Origin of the sequence: Plantactinospora sp. CA-294935 (assembly GCF_050936445.1) — a bacterium.
Classification (GTDB): domain Bacteria; phylum Actinomycetota; class Actinomycetes; order Mycobacteriales; family Micromonosporaceae; genus Plantactinospora.
In genome coordinates this window covers 1,713,313-1,731,385 of sequence record NZ_JBNJMU010000001.1, presented here as the reverse complement: position 1 = coordinate 1,731,385, position 18,073 = coordinate 1,713,313, and the positions used below count along the sequence as shown (strand labels likewise).

General features: G+C 70.4%; 20 protein-coding genes. 6 read left to right on the top strand and 14 right to left on the bottom strand.

Annotated features, from left to right (window positions below):
• Positions 1-17: 17 nt before the first annotated feature.
• From ACQEVC_RS07820 to ACQEVC_RS07805, 4 genes are all read right to left on the bottom strand, one after another.
• Positions 18-1,043: a glycosyltransferase gene (locus ACQEVC_RS07820; RefSeq protein ID WP_432874546.1), complete on the bottom strand. Its 1,026-nt coding sequence runs from the start codon at positions 1,041-1,043 to the stop codon at positions 18-20.
• Positions 1,040-2,230: a glycosyltransferase gene (locus ACQEVC_RS07815; RefSeq protein WP_432874543.1), complete on the bottom strand. Its 1,191-nt coding sequence runs from the start codon at positions 2,228-2,230 to the stop codon at positions 1,040-1,042. Before ACQEVC_RS07815 ends, ACQEVC_RS07820 begins: the two co-directional genes overlap by 4 nt.
• Before the next feature lie 223 nt (positions 2,231-2,453).
• Complete coding sequence (locus ACQEVC_RS07810; RefSeq protein ID WP_432874541.1) at positions 2,454-3,455, bottom strand: glycosyltransferase family 4 protein; 1,002 nt, start codon at positions 3,453-3,455, stop codon at positions 2,454-2,456.
• On the bottom strand, positions 3,452-3,622 hold the full coding sequence (locus ACQEVC_RS07805; protein ID WP_432874538.1) for a hypothetical protein: 171 nt from the start codon (positions 3,620-3,622) through the stop codon (positions 3,452-3,454). Before ACQEVC_RS07805 ends, ACQEVC_RS07810 begins: the two co-directional genes overlap by 4 nt.
• 445 nt (positions 3,623-4,067) lie before the next feature.
• Between ACQEVC_RS07805 and ACQEVC_RS07800 the strand changes: the two genes are divergently transcribed.
• Positions 4,068-4,739, top strand: coding sequence for a BON domain-containing protein (locus ACQEVC_RS07800; RefSeq protein WP_432874536.1), 672 nt, complete (start codon positions 4,068-4,070; stop codon positions 4,737-4,739).
• 140 nt (positions 4,740-4,879) lie between these two features.
• Here ACQEVC_RS07800 and groL read toward each other — a convergent pair whose 3' ends face one another.
• The 5 genes from groL to ACQEVC_RS07775 form a co-directional block, all read right to left on the bottom strand.
• Positions 4,880-6,451 (bottom strand): chaperonin GroEL, encoded by a 1,572-nt coding sequence (gene groL, locus ACQEVC_RS07795; RefSeq protein WP_432874533.1) that lies wholly within the window; start codon positions 6,449-6,451, stop codon positions 4,880-4,882.
• Positions 6,452-6,728: 277 nt separating this feature from the next.
• Positions 6,729-7,208 carry a DUF5994 family protein gene (locus ACQEVC_RS07790; protein ID WP_432874530.1) on the bottom strand — a complete coding sequence of 160 codons (480 nt, stop codon included), beginning with the start codon at positions 7,206-7,208 and terminating at the stop codon, positions 6,729-6,731.
• 241 nt (positions 7,209-7,449) lie between these two features.
• Entirely contained in the window at positions 7,450-7,806 is a 357-nt protein-coding gene (locus tag ACQEVC_RS07785) for a lipopolysaccharide assembly protein LapA domain-containing protein (protein WP_432874527.1), read from the bottom strand.
• 348 nt (positions 7,807-8,154) lie between these two features.
• Positions 8,155-8,883, bottom strand: coding sequence for a GAF and ANTAR domain-containing protein (locus ACQEVC_RS07780; protein WP_432874524.1), 729 nt, complete (start codon positions 8,881-8,883; stop codon positions 8,155-8,157).
• 90 nt (positions 8,884-8,973) lie between these two features.
• A complete protein-coding gene (locus ACQEVC_RS07775) occupies positions 8,974-9,714 on the bottom strand; it encodes a GAF and ANTAR domain-containing protein (RefSeq protein ID WP_432874521.1) in 741 nt (246 codons plus the stop codon).
• A 479-nt stretch (positions 9,715-10,193) separates the two neighbouring features.
• On the opposite strand from ACQEVC_RS07775, the gene ACQEVC_RS07770 reads away from it, so the two are divergent.
• Together ACQEVC_RS07770 and ACQEVC_RS07765 are read left to right on the top strand one after the other, a co-directional pair.
• Positions 10,194-11,078, top strand: coding sequence for a SigB/SigF/SigG family RNA polymerase sigma factor (locus ACQEVC_RS07770; protein ID WP_432874518.1), 885 nt, complete (start codon positions 10,194-10,196; stop codon positions 11,076-11,078).
• An 85-nt stretch (positions 11,079-11,163) separates the two neighbouring features.
• Positions 11,164-11,343: a hypothetical protein gene (locus ACQEVC_RS07765; protein WP_318403325.1), complete on the top strand. Its 180-nt coding sequence runs from the start codon at positions 11,164-11,166 to the stop codon at positions 11,341-11,343.
• Between the two features lie 50 nt (positions 11,344-11,393).
• Here the strand turns inward: ACQEVC_RS07765 and ACQEVC_RS07760 are convergent, their stop codons facing one another.
• Complete coding sequence (locus tag ACQEVC_RS07760; protein WP_432874515.1) at positions 11,394-11,828, bottom strand: hypothetical protein; 435 nt, start codon at positions 11,826-11,828, stop codon at positions 11,394-11,396.
• A 532-nt stretch (positions 11,829-12,360) separates the two neighbouring features.
• Between ACQEVC_RS07760 and ACQEVC_RS07755 the strand changes: the two genes are divergently transcribed.
• A complete protein-coding gene (locus tag ACQEVC_RS07755; RefSeq protein WP_432874512.1) occupies positions 12,361-12,594 on the top strand; it encodes a hypothetical protein in 234 nt (77 codons plus the stop codon).
• A gap of 88 nt (positions 12,595-12,682) precedes the next feature.
• Here the strand turns inward: ACQEVC_RS07755 and ACQEVC_RS07750 are convergent, their stop codons facing one another.
• Positions 12,683-13,300, bottom strand: coding sequence for a TetR/AcrR family transcriptional regulator C-terminal ligand-binding domain-containing protein (locus tag ACQEVC_RS07750; protein ID WP_432874509.1), 618 nt, complete (start codon positions 13,298-13,300; stop codon positions 12,683-12,685).
• A 118-nt stretch (positions 13,301-13,418) separates the two neighbouring features.
• Here ACQEVC_RS07750 and ACQEVC_RS07745 point away from each other — a divergent pair, with 118 nt between their 5' ends.
• Positions 13,419-14,240 (top strand): SDR family NAD(P)-dependent oxidoreductase, encoded by an 822-nt coding sequence (locus ACQEVC_RS07745; protein ID WP_432874507.1) that lies wholly within the window; start codon positions 13,419-13,421, stop codon positions 14,238-14,240.
• Between the two features lie 85 nt (positions 14,241-14,325).
• Here the strand turns inward: ACQEVC_RS07745 and ACQEVC_RS07740 are convergent, their stop codons facing one another.
• On the bottom strand, positions 14,326-15,471 hold the full coding sequence (locus tag ACQEVC_RS07740) for an MFS transporter (protein WP_432874505.1): 1,146 nt from the start codon (positions 15,469-15,471) through the stop codon (positions 14,326-14,328).
• Positions 15,472-15,563: 92 nt separating this feature from the next.
• On the opposite strand from ACQEVC_RS07740, the gene ACQEVC_RS07735 reads away from it, so the two are divergent.
• Complete coding sequence (locus ACQEVC_RS07735) at positions 15,564-16,184, top strand: CGNR zinc finger domain-containing protein (RefSeq protein WP_432874502.1); 621 nt, start codon at positions 15,564-15,566, stop codon at positions 16,182-16,184.
• A 179-nt stretch (positions 16,185-16,363) separates the two neighbouring features.
• Here ACQEVC_RS07735 and ACQEVC_RS07730 read toward each other — a convergent pair whose 3' ends face one another.
• Together ACQEVC_RS07730 and ACQEVC_RS07725 are read right to left on the bottom strand one after the other, a co-directional pair.
• Positions 16,364-17,281, bottom strand: a complete 918-nt coding sequence (locus ACQEVC_RS07730) for an acetyltransferase (protein ID WP_432874499.1) — start codon at positions 17,279-17,281, stop codon at positions 16,364-16,366.
• Positions 17,282-17,477: 196 nt separating this feature from the next.
• Positions 17,478-18,071 (bottom strand): DUF6346 domain-containing protein, encoded by a 594-nt coding sequence (locus ACQEVC_RS07725; protein ID WP_432874496.1) that lies wholly within the window; start codon positions 18,069-18,071, stop codon positions 17,478-17,480.
• Positions 18,072-18,073 lie beyond the last annotated feature (2 nt).

Below are 18,073 nucleotides of genomic sequence, written 5' to 3'. Positions count from 1 at the left end.
CTCAACAGCCTCCACGGTCATGACCACCGCCGGCCGTGCTGCAGGGTGGAGATGAGCGCGAGAGTCGACTCCGCGCCCTGGTTGAGGTTGGGGCCATCCGGGGTGAGGCCGTCGTAGCCGCCGCCGGTCGCCGGATCCCACATGGCCGTGCCGCCGTCGTTGGCGCCGAGGAACCAGGCGACTGCCTGGCCCACGCCGGTTCCCCAGACGGAGTCGCCCGTGACGGCCGCGGCGGTGACGCATGCGTCGGCGAGGGCGGCGACCTCGATCGGCTGCTGGTCGTGCCGGGCTCGTGGGGCATGGCGCTGCCACCCGGCGACCGGGATGACCGACAGCACACCATTGGCGAACTGGATGTCGCGCAGCCAGGCCAGCATCCGCAGCCCGGCGGCGAGCAGCCTGGTGTCGCCGCGCAGGTCAGCGGCGGCGATGACGACCTCCGCGAGAGCGGCGCTGGCGTAGGTCAACCGCTGCTGCGGCCACGGCCAGTCCGGGTCACCGGTCGGGACACCGACGGCGACGGCGGCGTCGACCAGCAAGTCGGCCGCGATCCGGTTGTCCGGCTGTCCGTGCAGTACCTCGGCGGCGCCGAGGCCGGCGAAGGCCATCGCGTGCGGCGCGGGCGATCGCCGACCGGCACTGAGCGTGAAGGCGACGAGGGCCTCGTCGCGGATCCACGGGGCGCGGCTGCGCGCGGCGGCGGTGCCCAGCCCCCACACCGCCCGCCCCCACCAGTCGCCGAGACCGGGCTCGTCGGTCCAGCGTCGATCGTGACCGAGCCGGTTGTGGAAGGCGCCGCTGTCGTCCTGGGCGTGGGTGAGGAAGGTCAGGTAGCACTCGGCGAGCTGCTGTACGGCGTCGGGCGGATCGGGTTCGCGGCTGGTGACGACCAGTCCACGGGCGACGTCGTCGGTGCAGTAGCCGTGTTCGCGGCGCACGGTGGCATTCCGGGCATGTTCGAACAGGCCGGTGTCGTCGGTCAGCCGGGCCAGGTGCGCGAAACTGGGCGCGGGCACAGGCAGGCGGGACGCGGGTGCGGTCATGCCGGTGCGGCGGTCACGGCAGGTGAGCCACCGGTGCGGACTCTGTCGGCGAGGAGTCGCTCGGCGAGAGCGTGGTACCGGGCCGCCACCGCGGGCCATCGGAGCGTCGATATCCCGGTGCGGGTGCGATCGGCGAGGCTGGCGGCCAGGCCGGGCTCGGTCAGGATCCGCCGGATGGCGGCGGCCAGTGCCGCCGGATCCTGGTGGGGCACGAGCAGACCGGGGCCGTCGGTGAGCATCTCGACAGCGTGCGGGAAGGGCGTCGCGACGACGGGGACTCCGGCGGCGACCGCCGCGACGAGCACGCCGGAGGTGACCTGCTCGCGAGAGTCGTAGGGCAGCACGACGGCATCAGCGGAGCGGATCAGCCGGCCCAGCGCGCTCTCCTCGTGATAGACCGGCTGGTAGTCGACGGCGTGCGAGACACCCAGGATCGCGCCCAAGCGGTGCAGGTCCGCCCGGTACGCCTCGCCGTTGTGCTCGAGCACCTTCGGGTGGGTCCGGCCCGCGACCGTGTAGCTGGGCATCGGGCGGAGGTCGCGTAGCCGGGCGAGGGCCCGCAACGCCCACTCGATTCCCTTACCGGGGCCGAGCAGTCCCCAGGTGAGCAGGTGGGGACGCTGACGCGGTTCGACGGGCGGTGCGGCATGCTCGGCCGCGCCGTGCGGGATCACCGTGACCTTGCCAGCCTCGACGGTGTAGCCGACAAGCAACCGGTCGCGGGCGGTGTCGGTCATGGTGACGACCGCGCTTGCCGCGTCCACGAGTTGCTCCAGTACCGCCTTCTGCCCGGCAGTCGGATGCGCGAGCACGGTGTGCAGGACCACGATGCTCGGCGCCGTGAGCCGGCGCAGCAGCGGCAGCACGTCCTCGCCGTCGGGTCCGGGGTAGATGCCGTACTCGTGTTGAACGACGGCGATGTCGTAGCGGTCGAGGGCCGTGGCGGCGTCCCGCCAACCGGCGACGCCCCGCGTCGACCAGTCATGCACGACCTCGGGGCCGAACGCTCCCGCGTGCCCGGTGGTCCGCGCCGCCGGACCGGCGGGGTCCTCGGCGGAGGCGATGACGCGGACAACGCCGTCTGGCGGTCCGTCCGTGGCGAGATGGGCGGCCAAGGCCGCGTTGAAGGTGGCCAGTCCGCACTGGGTCGGTGGATGGGTGCTGAGAAAACCGTAGCTGCGGGCCATGCGCCGCGCCTTTCGGTTGTCGGCCGCTGCCGCGCGAGCGGGTACGGACCTCACGCGATAGTGGCGCCCACCTGGCCAGCGTGTGTGACGGGCAGGACGGGTCTGCGGGGAGCCACCGCCTCACGCGGGGTCTGGCCGATCGCGGACCTGTGCCGGACCCTCGAAAGCCATCGGCGGGCCAACACTATCAGCATCGACCTGTCAGCGGACGGTACCGATCCGGTCAGCGGACGACGTCGTGGTACACGCGCAGGTAGTCGGCCACCATGCGGTCGGCGTCGAACCGCTGCCGGGCACGGATCCGGCAGCCGAGCCGGTCGATGGTCGCGATCCGGGCGACGGCCGCGACAGCCTGCTCGACGGAGTGCACCAGGAAACCCGTCACACCCTCGTCGACGACCTCCGGCATCGCTCCGCGCCGGTACGCCACCACCGGCGTGCCGCACGCCATCGACTCCACCACCGACAGGCCGAACGGCTCGTCGAAGGCGATCGGGTGCAGCAGCGCCGCGCTGGCGCCGAGGAGCTCGCCGCGGCGACGCGGGCCGACCGGGCCGTGGAAGATGACGCGTTCGCCGTCGATGTGCGGGGCCACCTCTTCGGCGAAGTACCGCTCGTCCTGGACTATCCCGCAGATGGCCAGCGGCCGGCCGGTTCGCCGGGCGATCTCGATCGCGATGTGGGTGCCCTTGTCGGGGTGGATCCGGCCGAACGCGATCAGTCCTGGTCCCCCGTCGGGCGCGAACGGCAACCCGTCGAGATCGATTCCGTGGTACACGGTGGCGACATAGTCGAGCGCGGCGACCCGGTCGGCGTCGGAAATGGACACGTAGGCCGACCGGGCCCTCGCGTACGCGGGCAGGATCCCCGAATCCGAGAAGCCGTGGATGGTGGTGACCAGCGGAGCGTGGCAGTGCGCGGCAAAGGCCAGCGGCAGCCAGTCGAGGTGGTTGTGCACCAGGTCGAACTCGGCGGACCGCGCCAGCGCGTGCGCGACGTGCATCGCCTCCGCCACCCGCCCGTCCACGGCCGGATCGTCCGCGTACCCCCGTGGACACACTCCGTCCAACCGGGCCGAGGTGACCGAGTCCAACGTGGCGAACAGCGTCACATCCACGCCCCGGGCAACCAGACCATCGGCGAGCAGGCCGGTCACCTGTTCCCAAGGCCCGTAATGGTGTGGAGGCGTGCGCCACGCCACCGGTCCCAGCATGGCCACCCTCACCGCGATGCGCGATCGGCCAGGCCGGCGGGGTGGAGGCCGGTCGGGAGCGGGTCCCCGGGACAGACGCCGTCGAACCCGTCCGGCAGCCCGCGGTCGATCCAGTCGGCCCTGACCTGGTGACCGCGACCACGCAACAAATCGACGGTCTTGTCGTTGTCGATCGTCATCCGCTTCTCCTCGCGTACGAATTCGGCCGGCCTGAAGGTGCCGGAGCGGGCCTCGGTGGAGCGAACGCGTCAGCCGGGTGAGCCCGAACACTACGCCCCGACGCGCTCCGAGCGGCGGTTCGCGTTCACCCGAGGACGGCGGGACGCCCGGCACGCCCCGCACTCCCGTCCGGCCGGACAGACTCCACGGACCTCCGGCGAGATGAGGCCCAACAATGAACCTTTTTCAACCTGAACCGCGCGGCGCTCACACACCCCGTCCGACCTCGCCCTCTGACGGACCGCAAGGGGAGGTTGAAAAAGGTTCACTCGGGAGACAAACGATGACACAGAATAGGTTTGCATAGCGCATTAAAATCCCACAGTTGAGAATCAAGCTCAAGATATATTTGAATATGCACCAAATGCGGTGGCACATAGGCAGGCGGAGGGTCAGGGTTGGTCCATGACACGCACCGTCCAGGTAAGTGACAGGGACCTGCAGACCAACGTCACCAACGAACTGACTTTCGATTCCAGCATTGACGCCGCGCATCTCGTGGTGCTGGCGAACGCCGGCGTGGTGACACTCTCCGGTGACGTGGGCACGCTGCCCGAGCGGCATACGGCGAAACGGGCGGCCATGCGGGTGGCCGGTGTGCAGGCCGTCGCCGTCGACATCGTGGTCCGCGACCCGGGCGCGTTCGGCGCCAAGGACCGCGACATCGCCGAGGCGGCGAACCAAATGCTCGGCTGGGCGGTCGACGTACCCTCCGACGCCGTCACGGTCGGGGTCCACAATCGTGTGGTCACCCTCTCCGGCACCGTCACCCGCCACTACGAGCGGGAGGCCGCCGCACGCGCGGTCATGTATCTCAGGGGCGTCACGGCGGTCAGCAACACCATCAGGCTGATGGCGCCCGCATCGGCTTCCGACGACCTGAAAGCGGCGATCGGCTCGGCGATCCGGCGTAACGCCCAGCTCGACGCCGAGCAGGTCGAGGCGGAGGTCAACGGCACCGAGGTAACGCTGCGGGGGGCCGTACGCTCGTGCGCCGAACGCCGTCAGGCCGAGAACGTGGCGTGGTCGGGTGCCGGCGTCACCAGCGTCAAGAACCAGCTCACCGTCACCGCCTGATCCCAGATCGGCCCGGCCGTCCGGAGACGGCCGGGCCGATCTGCTTCATCCCTGTCCGGGTCGGCCAGTGCGGCCGTAGCCGTGCTGGCCGACCCGGACGGTGCCAGACCCGAGGTGCCGGCGACCCGGCGCCCGGGCGGCTACGGCTTGTCGACGATGAGTACCTCGGTGCTCAGGAACAGCGCGGCAATCGACGCAGCGTTCTGCAATGCGAAACGGGTCACCTTGGCAGGTTCGACGATGCCCGCTTTGATCATGTCGACATACTCGCCCGTGGCGGCGTCGAGGCCCTGGCCGGGTGGAAGTGAGCTGACCCTCTCTGCCACCACCGCTCCCTCATGGCCGGCGTTGCTGGCAATCTGCCTGAGCGGCGCGGTGAGGGCTACCCGTACGATGTTCGCGCCGGTGGCCTCGTCACCGGCCAGGTCGAGCTTGTCGAACGCCGTGCCCGCGGCGTTGGCCAACGCCACACCACCGCCGGGTAGCAGGCCCTCCTCGATGGCGGCCCTGGCGTTGCGGACGGCGTCCTCGATGCGGTGCTTACGCTCCCGGAGTTCCACCTCGGTGGCCGCACCGACCTTGATCACCGCGATGCCGCCGGCCAATGCCGCCAGCCGCTCCTGCAGCTTCTCCCGGTCGTAGTCGGAGTCGCTGTGTTGGATCTCGGAGCGGAGCTGCGCGACGCGCCCGGCGATCTGGTCCAGCTCACCCGCACCGTCGACGACGGTGGTCTCGTCCAGGGTGGCGACCACCCTGCGGGCCCGGCCGAGCATGTCGAGGGTCACGTTGCCCAACGTGTGACCGACGGTGTCGCTGACAACCTGAGCGCCGGTGAGGACGGCGAGGTCGGCCAGCATGGCCGTGCGGCGGTCACCGAAGCCGGGCGCCTTGACCGCGACCGAGGTGAGGGTGCCGCGGACCGTGTTGACGACAAGGGTGGCGAGGGCCTCCGCCTCGACGTCCTCGGCGATGATGGCCAGCGGCTTGCCCGCATGCATGACCTGCTCCAGGATCGGGAGGAGGTCGGTCAGGTTCGAGATCCTGTTCTCGACGATGAGCAGGTACGGGTCGTCGAGAACGGCTTCCATCCGTTCGGCGTCGGTGACGAAGTAGGGCGAGATGTAGCCCTTGTCGAAGCGGATGCCTTCGGTGAACTCCAGCTCCAGGCCGAAGGTGTTGCCCTCCTCGACGGTGATCACGCCTTCCTTGCCGACCTTGTCCATCGCTTCGGCGATGAGTTCACCGACAACAGGGTCGGCGGCGGAGATGGACGCCGTGGCCGCGATCTGCGCCCTGGTCTCGACCTCCTGGGCCTGGTGGCGCAGCGCCTCGGTCACCGCGACCACGGCCTGTTCGATGCCGCGCTTGAGTGCGACCGGGTTCGCCCCGGCGGCAACGTTGCGCAGTCCTTCCCGCACCAGTGCCTGGGCCAGGACGGTGGCCGTCGTCGTGCCGTCCCCGGCCACGTCGTCGGTCTTCTTCGCGACCTCCTTGACCAACTCGGCACCGAGCTTCTCGTACGGGTCGTCGAGTTCGATCTCCTTGGCGATGCTCACACCGTCGTTGGTGATGGTCGGCGCACCCCATCCGCTACCCAGCACGACGTTGCGGCCCTTGGGGCCGAGCGTCACCTTCACCGTGTCGGCGAGCATGTTCATGCCGCGTTCGAGGCCGCGACGGGCGTCTTCACCGAATACGATCAATTTGGCCATCTGTGTCGTCCTCTACTCGTCGTGCCGACGTTCAGCACTGCTCGGACCGACCTGCGACGAACACATCGCGCACGCCCACAAAGGGCTCATCCCATTCGGCTGGCACTCACGAAGGGCGAGTGCTAACTATGGTCTAGCACTCGCCGCCCGAGAGTGCAAGGACAACGTCCTCCTCGGGAACTCGTCGTACGCCGCCGTGTGGCGCCGCCGGGTGCGTGCGGTACCGAAACCCCGCCCCACCGTGGTCTGTCCACATCGTCGGCGGGACGATGCCGCCCTACCGCGTCTCCGACAAGATCCGGGGCGGTGTGAGACCTGGCTGACCGCCTTCGTCCTCCCACACCGCTACGGGAGCGTCATCGACCGCACGCGGAGTGGACGTGGTGACGGCGAGCAGGATGTGTTGGGGGTGGACCTGGTTGCTGGTGACGGCGGCGAGGACCATCGCCGCGTCGGCGGTGTCGCTCGCGGTCTTCGGCGGGACGATCAGCAGGTCGACGCGGTCGCCGTTGGCGCACAGCGCGGTGAGTAAGCTGATGGGCTGGCTGCTGAAGTAGCCCAGCCGGAGGACCCGGTCACCCACCCCCAGCCGGCGGGGGTGGATGTCCCAGCCGTCGGCGGCGAGGACGAGCCTGGTGACGGGTCCGCGTAGTTTGTCGATGGCCAGGACGAGCCCCGGCAGTTCCGCGACGGGGTCGGTCGAGCGGGGCCACCAACCGCCGTCCAGGAGGGTACGGCGGGAGCCGGTGGGTTCCATCCGCAGTCGTGGAGTCGATGGCGGCGTTGGCGAGATCGTCGTCGCGCGGCTGGTAGCAGTGGCGTGTGTCATGGCAGGTTCCTTCCGCCCGTCGCCGCAAGGGATCCGGCGAGGGGCTGAGGTCGGGAGAACGGCAGGCCGAGGCGTCGAATTTGCCGGCGGGGTAGCGGAAGGGCGCAGCTGCGCAACCGCAGCGGCTCATCGCGCCCGGCTCGTCGTACGCCCAGATCCAGGGCGCGGATCAGTGACGCCGGCGGCGGGACAGCCTACGCAGTTGGGTGATACGGGCGACGCCGACCACCATGGTCAGGATCGCGACGCCCACACCGGCGATCAGCAGGGCCAGGGCCAACGGCAGAGTGCCGTGCATCCACAGGAAGCTGATCTCGACGCTGCGGGTGTTCTGCAGCATGAAGACGATGAGCACCACGCAGATGAGCGCGGCGGCGCAGATCCCGAACCAGGCGGCGCCGGTGCGGGTGTGTGGCATCCGGGTCGTCGTCGGCGACGTCGACGTCGGTGCGGCCGAGGGCTTCGGCGGTGCCGTGGTGGCCGAATCGACCGGTGCGCCTTGGGTGGTGCGGAGAAGGTCGGACATGACATCCCCCTCTGGGGGGTGGGCCGGTATGGCGGGCACCTCAAGGCTGAGTTGTCGTCGCTTCCGGGATAGCCCCATCGTACGCCTGTTCGGCCCGATATGCCCAGTTGCCTCGACCGAAGATCCCGTCTGGGTGTCGCTTACACCGCTGCGGCTACTCCAATCCCCGGCCACGAGGCCGTCGACCGTTCGTCGGAGGAACTGGACCTGGATGTTCCTTGGAGGGGAGCGGGGGGACGAGAGCCCCGGGCGGTTCGCCCGGGCCCCGCACGCTACGACCACCTCTGCCGAGCGCCGCGACATCGCTCCCCTCGGCGCGGGTTGCGGCTGTCGATCCCGCTGAGGAGGTCACCGGCTCGGGCCGGTGACCGTCGTTGGTGGGGTCTGTTCGGTCCCGTCGACGATGGCCTGCGCGAGATCGGACAGCCGCCGGTTGTGGCTGCGGGCGTCGTTGCGAAGCAGTGTGAAGGCTTCGGCCATGTCCAGTTGGAGGCGTTCGGCCAGAACGCCCTTGGCCTGTTCGATCAGGACGCGGCTGTTCAGCGCGGTTTGTAGCTGTTCGGTGAGGGTGTCGCGGCGGTGGATGGCGCGTTGCTGCAGCAGGCCGATGGTGGCCACGTCGGCCAGGGCCTGGGCGACATGCAGCTTGTCCTCACCGAGCGCGCCCGGCTGCCTGTCGAACAGGTTCAGCGCACCGATGACCTCCGTACGCAGGCGCATCGGCAGGGCGTGCACGCAGGCGAATCCGACCTCGGCCGCGGCTGCGGCAAAGCGCGGCCAGCGGCCGGCGGTGCTGAGGTCGGCGACCGACACGGGTCGGCCGGTACGGAAGCAGTCCACGCACGGGCCCTGGTCGGTCTGTAGTTGGAACAGCTCCAGCAGTCGGGTCCGTTCGGAGGAGGCCGCCACGACCTGCAGCGTGCCCTGCTGGTCGGTCAGCAGCAGCCCGGCAGCCGAGACACCCAAGAGCTGCACACACCGCTCGGTCAAGACGTGCATGAAGTCGATCACGTCGAACTCGTCGACGAGAGTGTCGGCCAACTCGACGAACACATTGGTCAGCTGGATCTCGGCCATCTCACTCTCCCTCGGCACAGCGTAGACCTGCCGTCCGGCAGCCGGCTGCCACGACTCGGCGAACCTGACACGGACATGCCGGTTCCGAACTCAGCGGTCAGTGCCCCCGCCCTCGTCGGAGCCCCGGTCGAGGTGGGGGCCGAAGCGGAGGCGTCGGGCGACCACGTCGCTGGCGACGTCCCGCAGCCGTCGGTCATGGGAGTACGCGTAGGCGCGCAGCCGGATGAGGGCCACCGCCGCGCTCACCCCCAGTTGCACGGTCACCATTCCGGTGGCCTGGTGTACCTCGGGGTGGTGCAGGCCGACCTGCTCGGGCCAGCGTCCGTCCGGGCGTGACCGATTGTGCTGCGCGGCGTCGAGCAGCAGCGCGCAGACGGTGTCCGCGAGCATCAGCACGTCGGCCAGTTGCTCGCGGTCCAGGCCACCGGGTCGGGCACGGTAGAGGTCCAGGACACCGATGCGGGCCGCACCGACCCGCAGCGGTAGCGCGAACGACGCACACACCCCGGTGCGCATCGCCGCCGGTGCGAACACCGGCCAGCGGACCAGGCAGTCCGGGGCCGTCAGGTCGGCGACCAGTTCCGGGGCGCCGGCGACGGCATCGGCGGCCGGTCCCTCGCCGAGGGTCAGGGTCAGCTCTGCCAGGTCCGACGCGACGTCATCGCTGGCGTACACCGTCTGGCGGAAGCCGGTGCCGAGCACCGTGACGGCGGCACCGTCCAGCCCGGTGGCCGACATCACGGCGGCACAGACATGTTCGACCGTGACCGGCCGGCCCTGGGCGTGTTCGACGACCAGGCTCCACAACCGCGTCCGGCGATCGGCGGTCATCGCACCGCTCCACCCGAACAGGGCGGCACCAGAGGTGAATCCACGAAGGCGCCTCCGATACCCCGAACGGTTCGTCAGGGCCGCGACGGGCAGGTGACGTAGGACGGGGACCGGGTCGAACGCGACTCGCTGCATGGCGGCTTGTCACCGGCCAGCCTACGCCGGACAGTCCGGGGCCCGCCCGGTCGCCGCGCTCGTGTCGCACGTTCCCCGCGCGGCGTCGCCGGTAATGACGGCACGATCCGGCCGCGCCGGGCCGGTCGTACCCACTTGATGAGGGCGTAGAGTGATCCGCAGGACCCGCCCCCACCACACCGACGCGCCAGTCAGCGTTCACGCTGGCGTCCCCTCGCCGCCCGGACCTTGCGGTCACCCAGCGACTCCAGGCGCCTTCAGTGCGGGGGCGCCGTCCCCGCCGGCACACTGCGGCGGCTTCCCCGAGGGCGTTGATCACCATGACCGTTCCCGCCGAGTCAACCATGAACACAGGTCCGCCCCACCGCCCCACCGAAGGGACGACGCCGGTCATCAGCGACCCCCGGCTGCCCTGGGCCGCCGTGCAGACTGTTGCCCCGCCCCCTGACGTCCGACCAGCCCGCGCGTCGACCGGCACCGAGCAGCTACTTCGCCAACGCGACGCCCTGCCCGCCGGGCATTCCGACCGCGTCAGAATCCGAGCCCGGGCCATCGAGGCGAACCTGCCGACGGCACATCGACTCGCACGGCGCTACACCGGACGCGGCGAACCCTTCGACGACCTGGCCCAAGTCGCCGCCGTCGCCCTGGTCAACGCCGTCGACGGGTACGACCCGGACCGCCGGACCGCCTTTGTCTCCTACGCCGTCCCGACCATCCTCGGCGCCCTCAAACGGCACTTCCGGGATACGACCTGGGGAATGCGGGTACCACGCGCGATGCAGGAACTGACCGGCGAGGTCAGGACCGCCAGCGGCGAACTCAGCCAGCAACGGGGCCGTACCCCGACGCCGGCCGAACTCGCCGACCACCTGCACATCACCGTCGACCAACTCCGTGCCGCGCTCGGTGCCGAACAGGTCTACCGCCTGACGTCGCTGAACGCCCCATCCGCGGTGGAAACCGGCGACGAGCCCATCGACCTCCTCGGCGGCGTCGATCCGCACTACGCCCGCGTGGACGACCGCCTGACGCTGCGACTACTCCTCGCGACGGTTCCCGTACGAGAGCGCCGCATCCTCGCCATGCGGTTCTACGACAACATGACCCAGACCCAGATCGCCGCCGAGATCGGGGTGTCCCAGATGCAGGTATCCCGACTGCTGAATCGAACCCTCACCCGACTTCGGGCCACTCCGATCGCACTGGCCGGGCTCGGCGACAAGTGACGCTGCGCTAGCCGCCATCCAGAAACGGCACCGCCCCCCGGGAAACGGCGGCGTCATCCACGAAACACAGCCGAAGGGACATGCCATGCACATCCATCGCGCCGAGATCGTCGCAAGACTGCGGGCGAGAGGTCTGTCGGCCAGGGCCGACTGGGTCGACCGGGAACTGCCCCGGATGGTCGACACGAACCTCAACGGCTCGCTGCTCCGGATGCTCGACATCCACCCCGCCACGATGACACCCGCCGACATCGCGTCGGGATGACGCCTTGTGTGGGCCCCTCCGCGTCGTCGATGCGGAGGGGCGCTCGCTCGTCAATGTCGAAGACCACCTGTACGCCGCGTCCCGGGAGGCGCGGACCACACTGTGGACGGTTCGGTACCAAAACCGGCTGCCAGCTCGCGATCGAAGTGTCCGTCGTAGTCGGTGCTGACGGCCGACGAATCGTGGTCGATCTCCCGGAGTTTGTCGCCGGCACGGCGAGCGGCGATGCCGGTGATCCAGACCAGCACGTCGTCTCGACGGGCGTCGGAGACCGGCGCGAGCCGCCACACCTCGACGAACACCGCCCGGGTCACCGGAACGGCGTCTGCCGGGCTGCCGAGGCTCTCGCAGACCTGCAGGAAGACCGAGCGGACGAGACGACGGTAGAGGCGACTGAAGGCCGCCTGGTCCCGATCAGCGATCCGCCTTACAAGATCACTCAACGACTCGGTGGCGGACATGGTGTGGACCGGTGGGACAGTCATCCGATGCTCCCGGTGATGTGCCTGGGCAGGACATCCGCCGGGGACTGGAGCGGCTGCTGTGCAACTTCACACTACGTGACTGAATGCCCGGACGAAACTGCGGAATGTAACTGAACCACGGCGCGGCTGAACTTCCGTCGGGTCTTCCGGCCCGATGGGACGGCGCCGCTCGGCGGCGCGGTCGTCTGCCTCCGCCCCAACCACAAGGGCATGCCGATCCTCCTGCGAGGGCGACAACCCGGCCTTTCTCCGCCGCCAGGTCCCTCAGGCTGTCGATGTTGATGGCGGCGACGGCGAGCCCGCGCGGGGTGAGCGAACTCGCGGGCGGCAGTTGGGACCTGAGAAAGCCGATGCCCAGCCAGGTCGCAGCGCCGGTACCGGAGAAACGTCACTCGCCCGGACCGAGCGGCAGATCCTGCTGGTCTTCACCATTCGGCTTTCACTCCGGGCTGGACCCGTACTGGTAGGCGGGCTCGCCGTCGGTGGTCAGCGCCCACTCGCGGCCGTCGGACAGCGAGCGCGCCCACAGGTCGTGATGATCGCCACCGCTCGGTCCGACGCCCAGCTCGCCGAGACCGCACGGCAGGGCGTCAACATCCTCGGCTCGGGCACCCCGGCTGCCACCCGCCTTGAGAACATCGCCCGCTTCGTCGACTTCGTCGGCGAGAGCATCACCCGCGCCGCGGAGCAGGCCCGCGAGATCCTCTACGCGAAAACCGAGCCGACCCCAGGCGGCACTGCCACACCAAATCCAGGTCGCGGTTAGACAGCCGGGCGCGGCTGGGATCAGCAGGGGCGGCGGCGGCCTCGGGATGGTGCTGTGCCTCGCCGATCAGGTCCTGCTACAGCGGTCCCTATGACGGCCCCGGCCCAGCAGGTCGGTGGCCGAACGCGCGGAGGGTGATCTCCACGAGCGCGTCTGCGTACTCCGGGGTGAGTGGCCCGGAGCGGAGCAGCCAGCGCTGGTAGAGGGGGGCGTACAGCACCTCGAGCAGCAGGTCGAGATCGGCGTCCGCGGCAAGCTGGCCCGCCTGCTGGGCGTTGCGGAGCCGTTCCTTCTTGGCTTCGTCGACGGGGCCGGCCACCTTCTCGTGGTACAGGGCGGCGAGGGTGGAATCGCCGAGGATCTCCATGTTGAGCGCCCTGACGGGTGCTTCGAACACCGGGTCGGCGAACTCGGCGACGGTCGCCCGCATGACGGTCTTGAGGTCGGCCTCGAGGTCGCCGGTGTCGGGCAGCCGTATGCCCTCGCTGCCCTCACTGAGCGCCAGGAACGAGTCGAAGATCACCGCGCCCTTGGACGGCCACCAGCGGTAGATGGTCTGCTTGCCGACTCCCGCACGGGCGGCAATGGCCTCGATCGTCACCTTGGGGTAACCGAGTTCGGAGACCAGATCGCGCGCGGCGTCGAGGACGGCCCGCCGGGATCGTTCGTTGCGCCGGGCGGGGTTGGGTTTTCTGGGGCTGGGCACGCCCTGAAGCATATCATTGCACGAGACGAGACGTTCCGTCTTGACAGCGAGGCGACGTGCCTGCAGACTCTGCATTCGCGAGGCGGACCGTCTCGTCTCACCTAAGCGAGGAGATCACATGACAACTGCCCGAGTATGGTTCGTCACCGGCGCGTCGAGGGGCTTGGGCAGGGCCTTTGCCGAGGCGGCGCTCGCTGCCGGAGACCGGGTCGTCGCCGCCGCGCGGGACCTCGGCCCGCTCGACGACCTGGCCGCCGCTCATCCGGACGGTCTCGTACGGCTGACGCTGGATGTCCGCGACCGCGCAGCCGTGCAGGAGGTGGTGGAGCGGGCGGCAGCGGCGTTCGGCCGGCTCGACATCGTGGTCAACAACGCCGGCGGGCTGCTGCTCGGCATGGTGGAGGAGGCCACCGAGGAGCAGATCCGCGCCCAGTTCGACGTCAACTTCTTCGGCGCGGTCTGGGTGGCCCAGGCCGTCGTGCCGTACCTGCGGGCGCAACGGTCCGGCCACATCCTGCAGGTCACCTCGATGGGATCCGTCGGCGGGTTCGCGTCCGTCGGGTTCTACGCGGCGAGCAAGGCCGCGCTCGACTCGGTGAGCCAGGCGCTGGCGATGGAGGTGGCGCCGTTCGGGATCAAGGTGACGATCGTGCAGCCAGGCGGGTACGGCACGGATCTGTTCACCCGGGGCACCACGATGACGGAGCCGCGTCCGGAGTACGAGTCGCTGCGCGCGATGCTGGCCGAGATGTGGGGCGAGGACGCCGGTCCGGACCCGAGTACCGCGGCGCCGGTGATCATGAAGTTGGTCGACCTGGCGGAGCCGCCGCTGCGGCTGATCGTCGGCGGCGCCTCCTACGACATGGTCCAGCAGATGGATCAGGCCCGCGCGGCGGAGTACCGGGCCTGGGAGCACCTCAGCCGGCAGGCTCCGGGCTGAGGCCGGCCTCCGTGCGTACCGCTGCACAACTGGCACTGACCGAGAACCCCACGCGGCAACCGCGTCGTCCTGGACCGCGTGTTACTCAGTCTCGAATGAGTCGTTCGCCGAGAGCCAATAGCAGAGCGACGACGCTGAGCAGGGCGCCGATCAGCACCGTGCTGCGTACGCCGTGGCTCGGCAGCGCGAGGCTGCCGACCAGGGCGCCAGCAGTGATGCCGACGTTGACGGCGGCGGAGACCGTCGCGGCGGCGAGGTCGGAGCGCCCGGGCGCCACCTGCAGCACCAGACCACCGAGCGCCGCGGTGAACGCGGCGAACGCCAGTCCGGCCAGAGCGAGCAGGACGACGGCCGCTGCCGGCCGGTGGCCGAGCGGGTACAGCCCGAGCAGTGCCACTGCCTGCAGTGCGACGGTCGCGACCAGGGTGAGCCACGGGCTGCGGTCCACCACCGCTCCGACGGCGAGGATCCCGAGCACGCTGGCGACGCCGCGCGCCAGCAGGATGGCCCCGACCGACGCGGCGGGAAACCGGCTGACCTCGGTGACGAAGAGGGCGACATAGGTGTAGGCGGCGATGGCGCCGGCGGTCGCCAGGATGGCCACGGCGACCAGCAGCCAGAAGCGGCGGACGTCGGGTGTCGCGCCTCGGGCGGCATGTCCCTGGTCGGGCCGCGTCGAGGGTAGCAGCGAGGCCACCGCAGCGAACACGATCGCGCCGAGTCCGGCCACCGCCAGGTACGACACCCGCCAGCCGGCGCGTTCGCCCAGCCAGGTGCCCGCGGGCACACCGAGGACCAGCGCGACGTTGCCGCCAGCGAACACGATCGCGACCACCCGCCCGCGTAGCCCGGGGCGGAACAGCTCGGCCGCGGCCGGCACCACCACCGCCCAGAACAGCGCGTGGGTGGCTGCGGTCGCCATCCTGGCTGCCAGCACCAGCGCGAACGTGCCCGCGAAGACCGTGATCGCGGTGCTGACCACGAAGCCGGCCAGCAGCGCCGACAGCAGTCGTCGGCGAGGGACTCCGCGGACCAGCGCCGTCAGCGGGACCGAGGCGACGAGGACCACCGCGCCGTACGCGGTGACGAGCATGCCCACTTGGGACGGTGAGACGGCCAGGTCGGCGGCCATCGGGAGCAGCAGCCCGATCGGCAGCGCCTCGGCGGTGGTGTAGAGGAACGTCCCGGCGGACAAGCCGACCAGCGCTCCCACTGCCCGCCTGTGCCCCATCCGGCCCTCCCTGTGTTACCTGCTAAACCAACTATGACGGCAACACGCTATCGGGCGTACTCGATGCGCTGCAACTGGTAAAATTGGTTTCGATGGAAACAGTCGAGGACGTCACGCGGATGCGCCTGGTGGGCGGCAACCTCGCCCTGGACTTCATCAACACCCGCACCGGTCCACCCGTCGGGCCTCCGGACGACGACGTGCTCACGGGCTACCCGGAGTTGGTCGCCTGGGGCGTGTACGCGGGCGCCCTCACCGAGACCGAGGCGGCCGCGTTGCGCCGACTGTCCCGCGCGGACCCGGGCGGCGCCCACACCGCCTTCGCCCGAGCGCTGCGCACCCGCGACTACCTCGACGAGGTGTTCCGGCCGCTGGCCGCCGGCCATGATCCGAGCGCGGCTGTGCTGGCCCGGCTCCGGGACGACGAGGCGGACGCGCTCGGCCACGCACAACTCGAACCCGGAAACACGTTCGGGTGGGCCTGGCGGGGCGACCACACCCTTGTCCGGCCGCTACGGCCGGTGGTGCACGCGGCGGTCCAGCTTCTCACCACGGGCGCGCTGGACCGGATCAAGGGATGCGGCGGCTGTCGCTTCGTCTTCAACGACGAGAGCAAGAACCGCAGTCGCCGCTGGTGCAGCATGGACGACTGCGGAACCGCCGAGAAGATCCGCCGCTACGTCGCCGCGCGACGCACGCGTGCGACCCGGTGAGCGGGGCGAGCCCCGATCACCGGCGAAACCGGGCCGCCCGCATCCTCGGCGACCCCCGGCGCACCGGTCAGCAGCCTGACCGACCTCTCCCGGCTGCTCGACGGCCGGCTGGCACCAGGTCACGGCGGGTGAAGATCCCAGCTCCGCCCGCCGCGACCCGCGCGGTCGAGCCGGTCCGGTCAGCCGGTCGGTGCCCCATCCGGTACGGGCACAGCCGCCGGTACGAAGACCACCCGGGAGCGCAACTGCCGGAACCCGGTCCGCTCCAGTTCGGCCAGTACGCGTACCCGATGGGCGTCCACGTCGGCGAGCACCTCGCGGGCGCCGCCCTCGGCCAGCACCCGGACCGCCTCGGCCAGCAGTTCACCCCGGACAGCCTCGTCGAGCAGGCCGAGGTAGGCGACGAGTGGATAGCAGGCGTCCCCGGCCGTTCCGACCAGCCCGACCGGCTGTCCGGCGTCGAACGCGATCCGCCAGTTCTCCACCGGACGGCCCAGCCAGGCCAGCGGGTCGGTGGCCAGGTCGACGCCGGCGACCGCCCGAGCGACCTCCTTGCCGGTCAGCACATCCGGCTCGGCGATCCGGGCGACCAGGGCGTTGATCTCCGCCGCGTCGGTGGCCGGCCGGAAGGTGTACCGGCCGGAGGGTGTCGGCAACGGCGTGCCCGTCCACGAGCAGCGCAGCCGCTCGCCCCGCTCGACCAGTCCGGCGAGCCGGGCCGCCGCCATCGGTGCCTCGACCACGGCCAGCACCTCCGGCCGGCGCCGCCAGTGTGCCGGCAGGGCGGCGTAGTAGATCCGTGCGCCGCCGAGCGCCCGGTGGGCGGCGCGCAGCAGCACGGCACCCACCTCCGGCTCGGCGTCCAGGTCGAACCGCTCCAGCCACGGGGCACCGACGGCGCCGGGCGGCAGTACCCAGGCCGCCCGGCCGACCACCCGACCGGCCCGGAGGGCGACCCAGGTGTGCTCGGGGCGGTAGCCGCCGCCGGCCAGCCCTTCGGCGTAGCCGACCTGACGCAGTTGCGGGAGCGGATCGGGCATGGAGTCGAACAGACTTTCCTCGCCCGCGACGAGCGGGCGTACGACCAGATCGGTCATGGCGTGATCCTCGCAGACGCGAGCGCCCCGGGTCAGATCCGCGCGGACGCCGGGGCGCGGAGGGGGCGCAGAACATCGGACACTGTTCTGACCTCCTTCCGGCTCGTCGGCGTACCGGGAACGTACGTGGCGCAGCCGCCGGCCGCAACGCGATTAGGTCCACCGGTCCGGCGCGCTCGGCACGTCCTCGATACGACTACTTCTTCCTTCGGAACCTCAGCACCTCCCGCAGCAGCAGCACCCCTACGAAGGTGGGCAGGAGCGCGAGCAGTCCGACCCCGTAACCGATCCACAACAGCCATGGGCGAGCTTCGACGTCGGCTCGAGCCAGTAACCGGGTGGTGCGATCCCTGCCCAGGTCCCCGACGCGAACCGTGGTGCCCGTGTCGGAGGAGTCGAATATGGCTCCGGCAGTCATCTCCTCGAGCTGGCCGTCGTCCCAGGTGATGTCGACCTCGCAGGCTTCCCAGTAACCGAAGCCGCGATTGCTGATCGGGCCGTGCTCGACGCATCGACCGACGGTCGCCTGACCCTCGCGCCGGGCGTCAGCCATGTCCTTGCCGGCCAGCCTGCTCAGCGTCACCGCCGTGCCGAGCATGCCGGCCGCCAGGACGAGTATTCCGGTGAGGAACAGGAACGACCGGAAGCCGTTGCCCTTGCGGCGCTGCACCACCGCAGCGCCGGGGTCCGCCTCCTCGGCGGCCTGCGCGGCATTCTTGCGGTCGAGTTCGCGCTGCTGCTCTTTGATCTCGGCAAGGCGCCCGGCGATCCGGTCGTCCAACGGTTCCATGA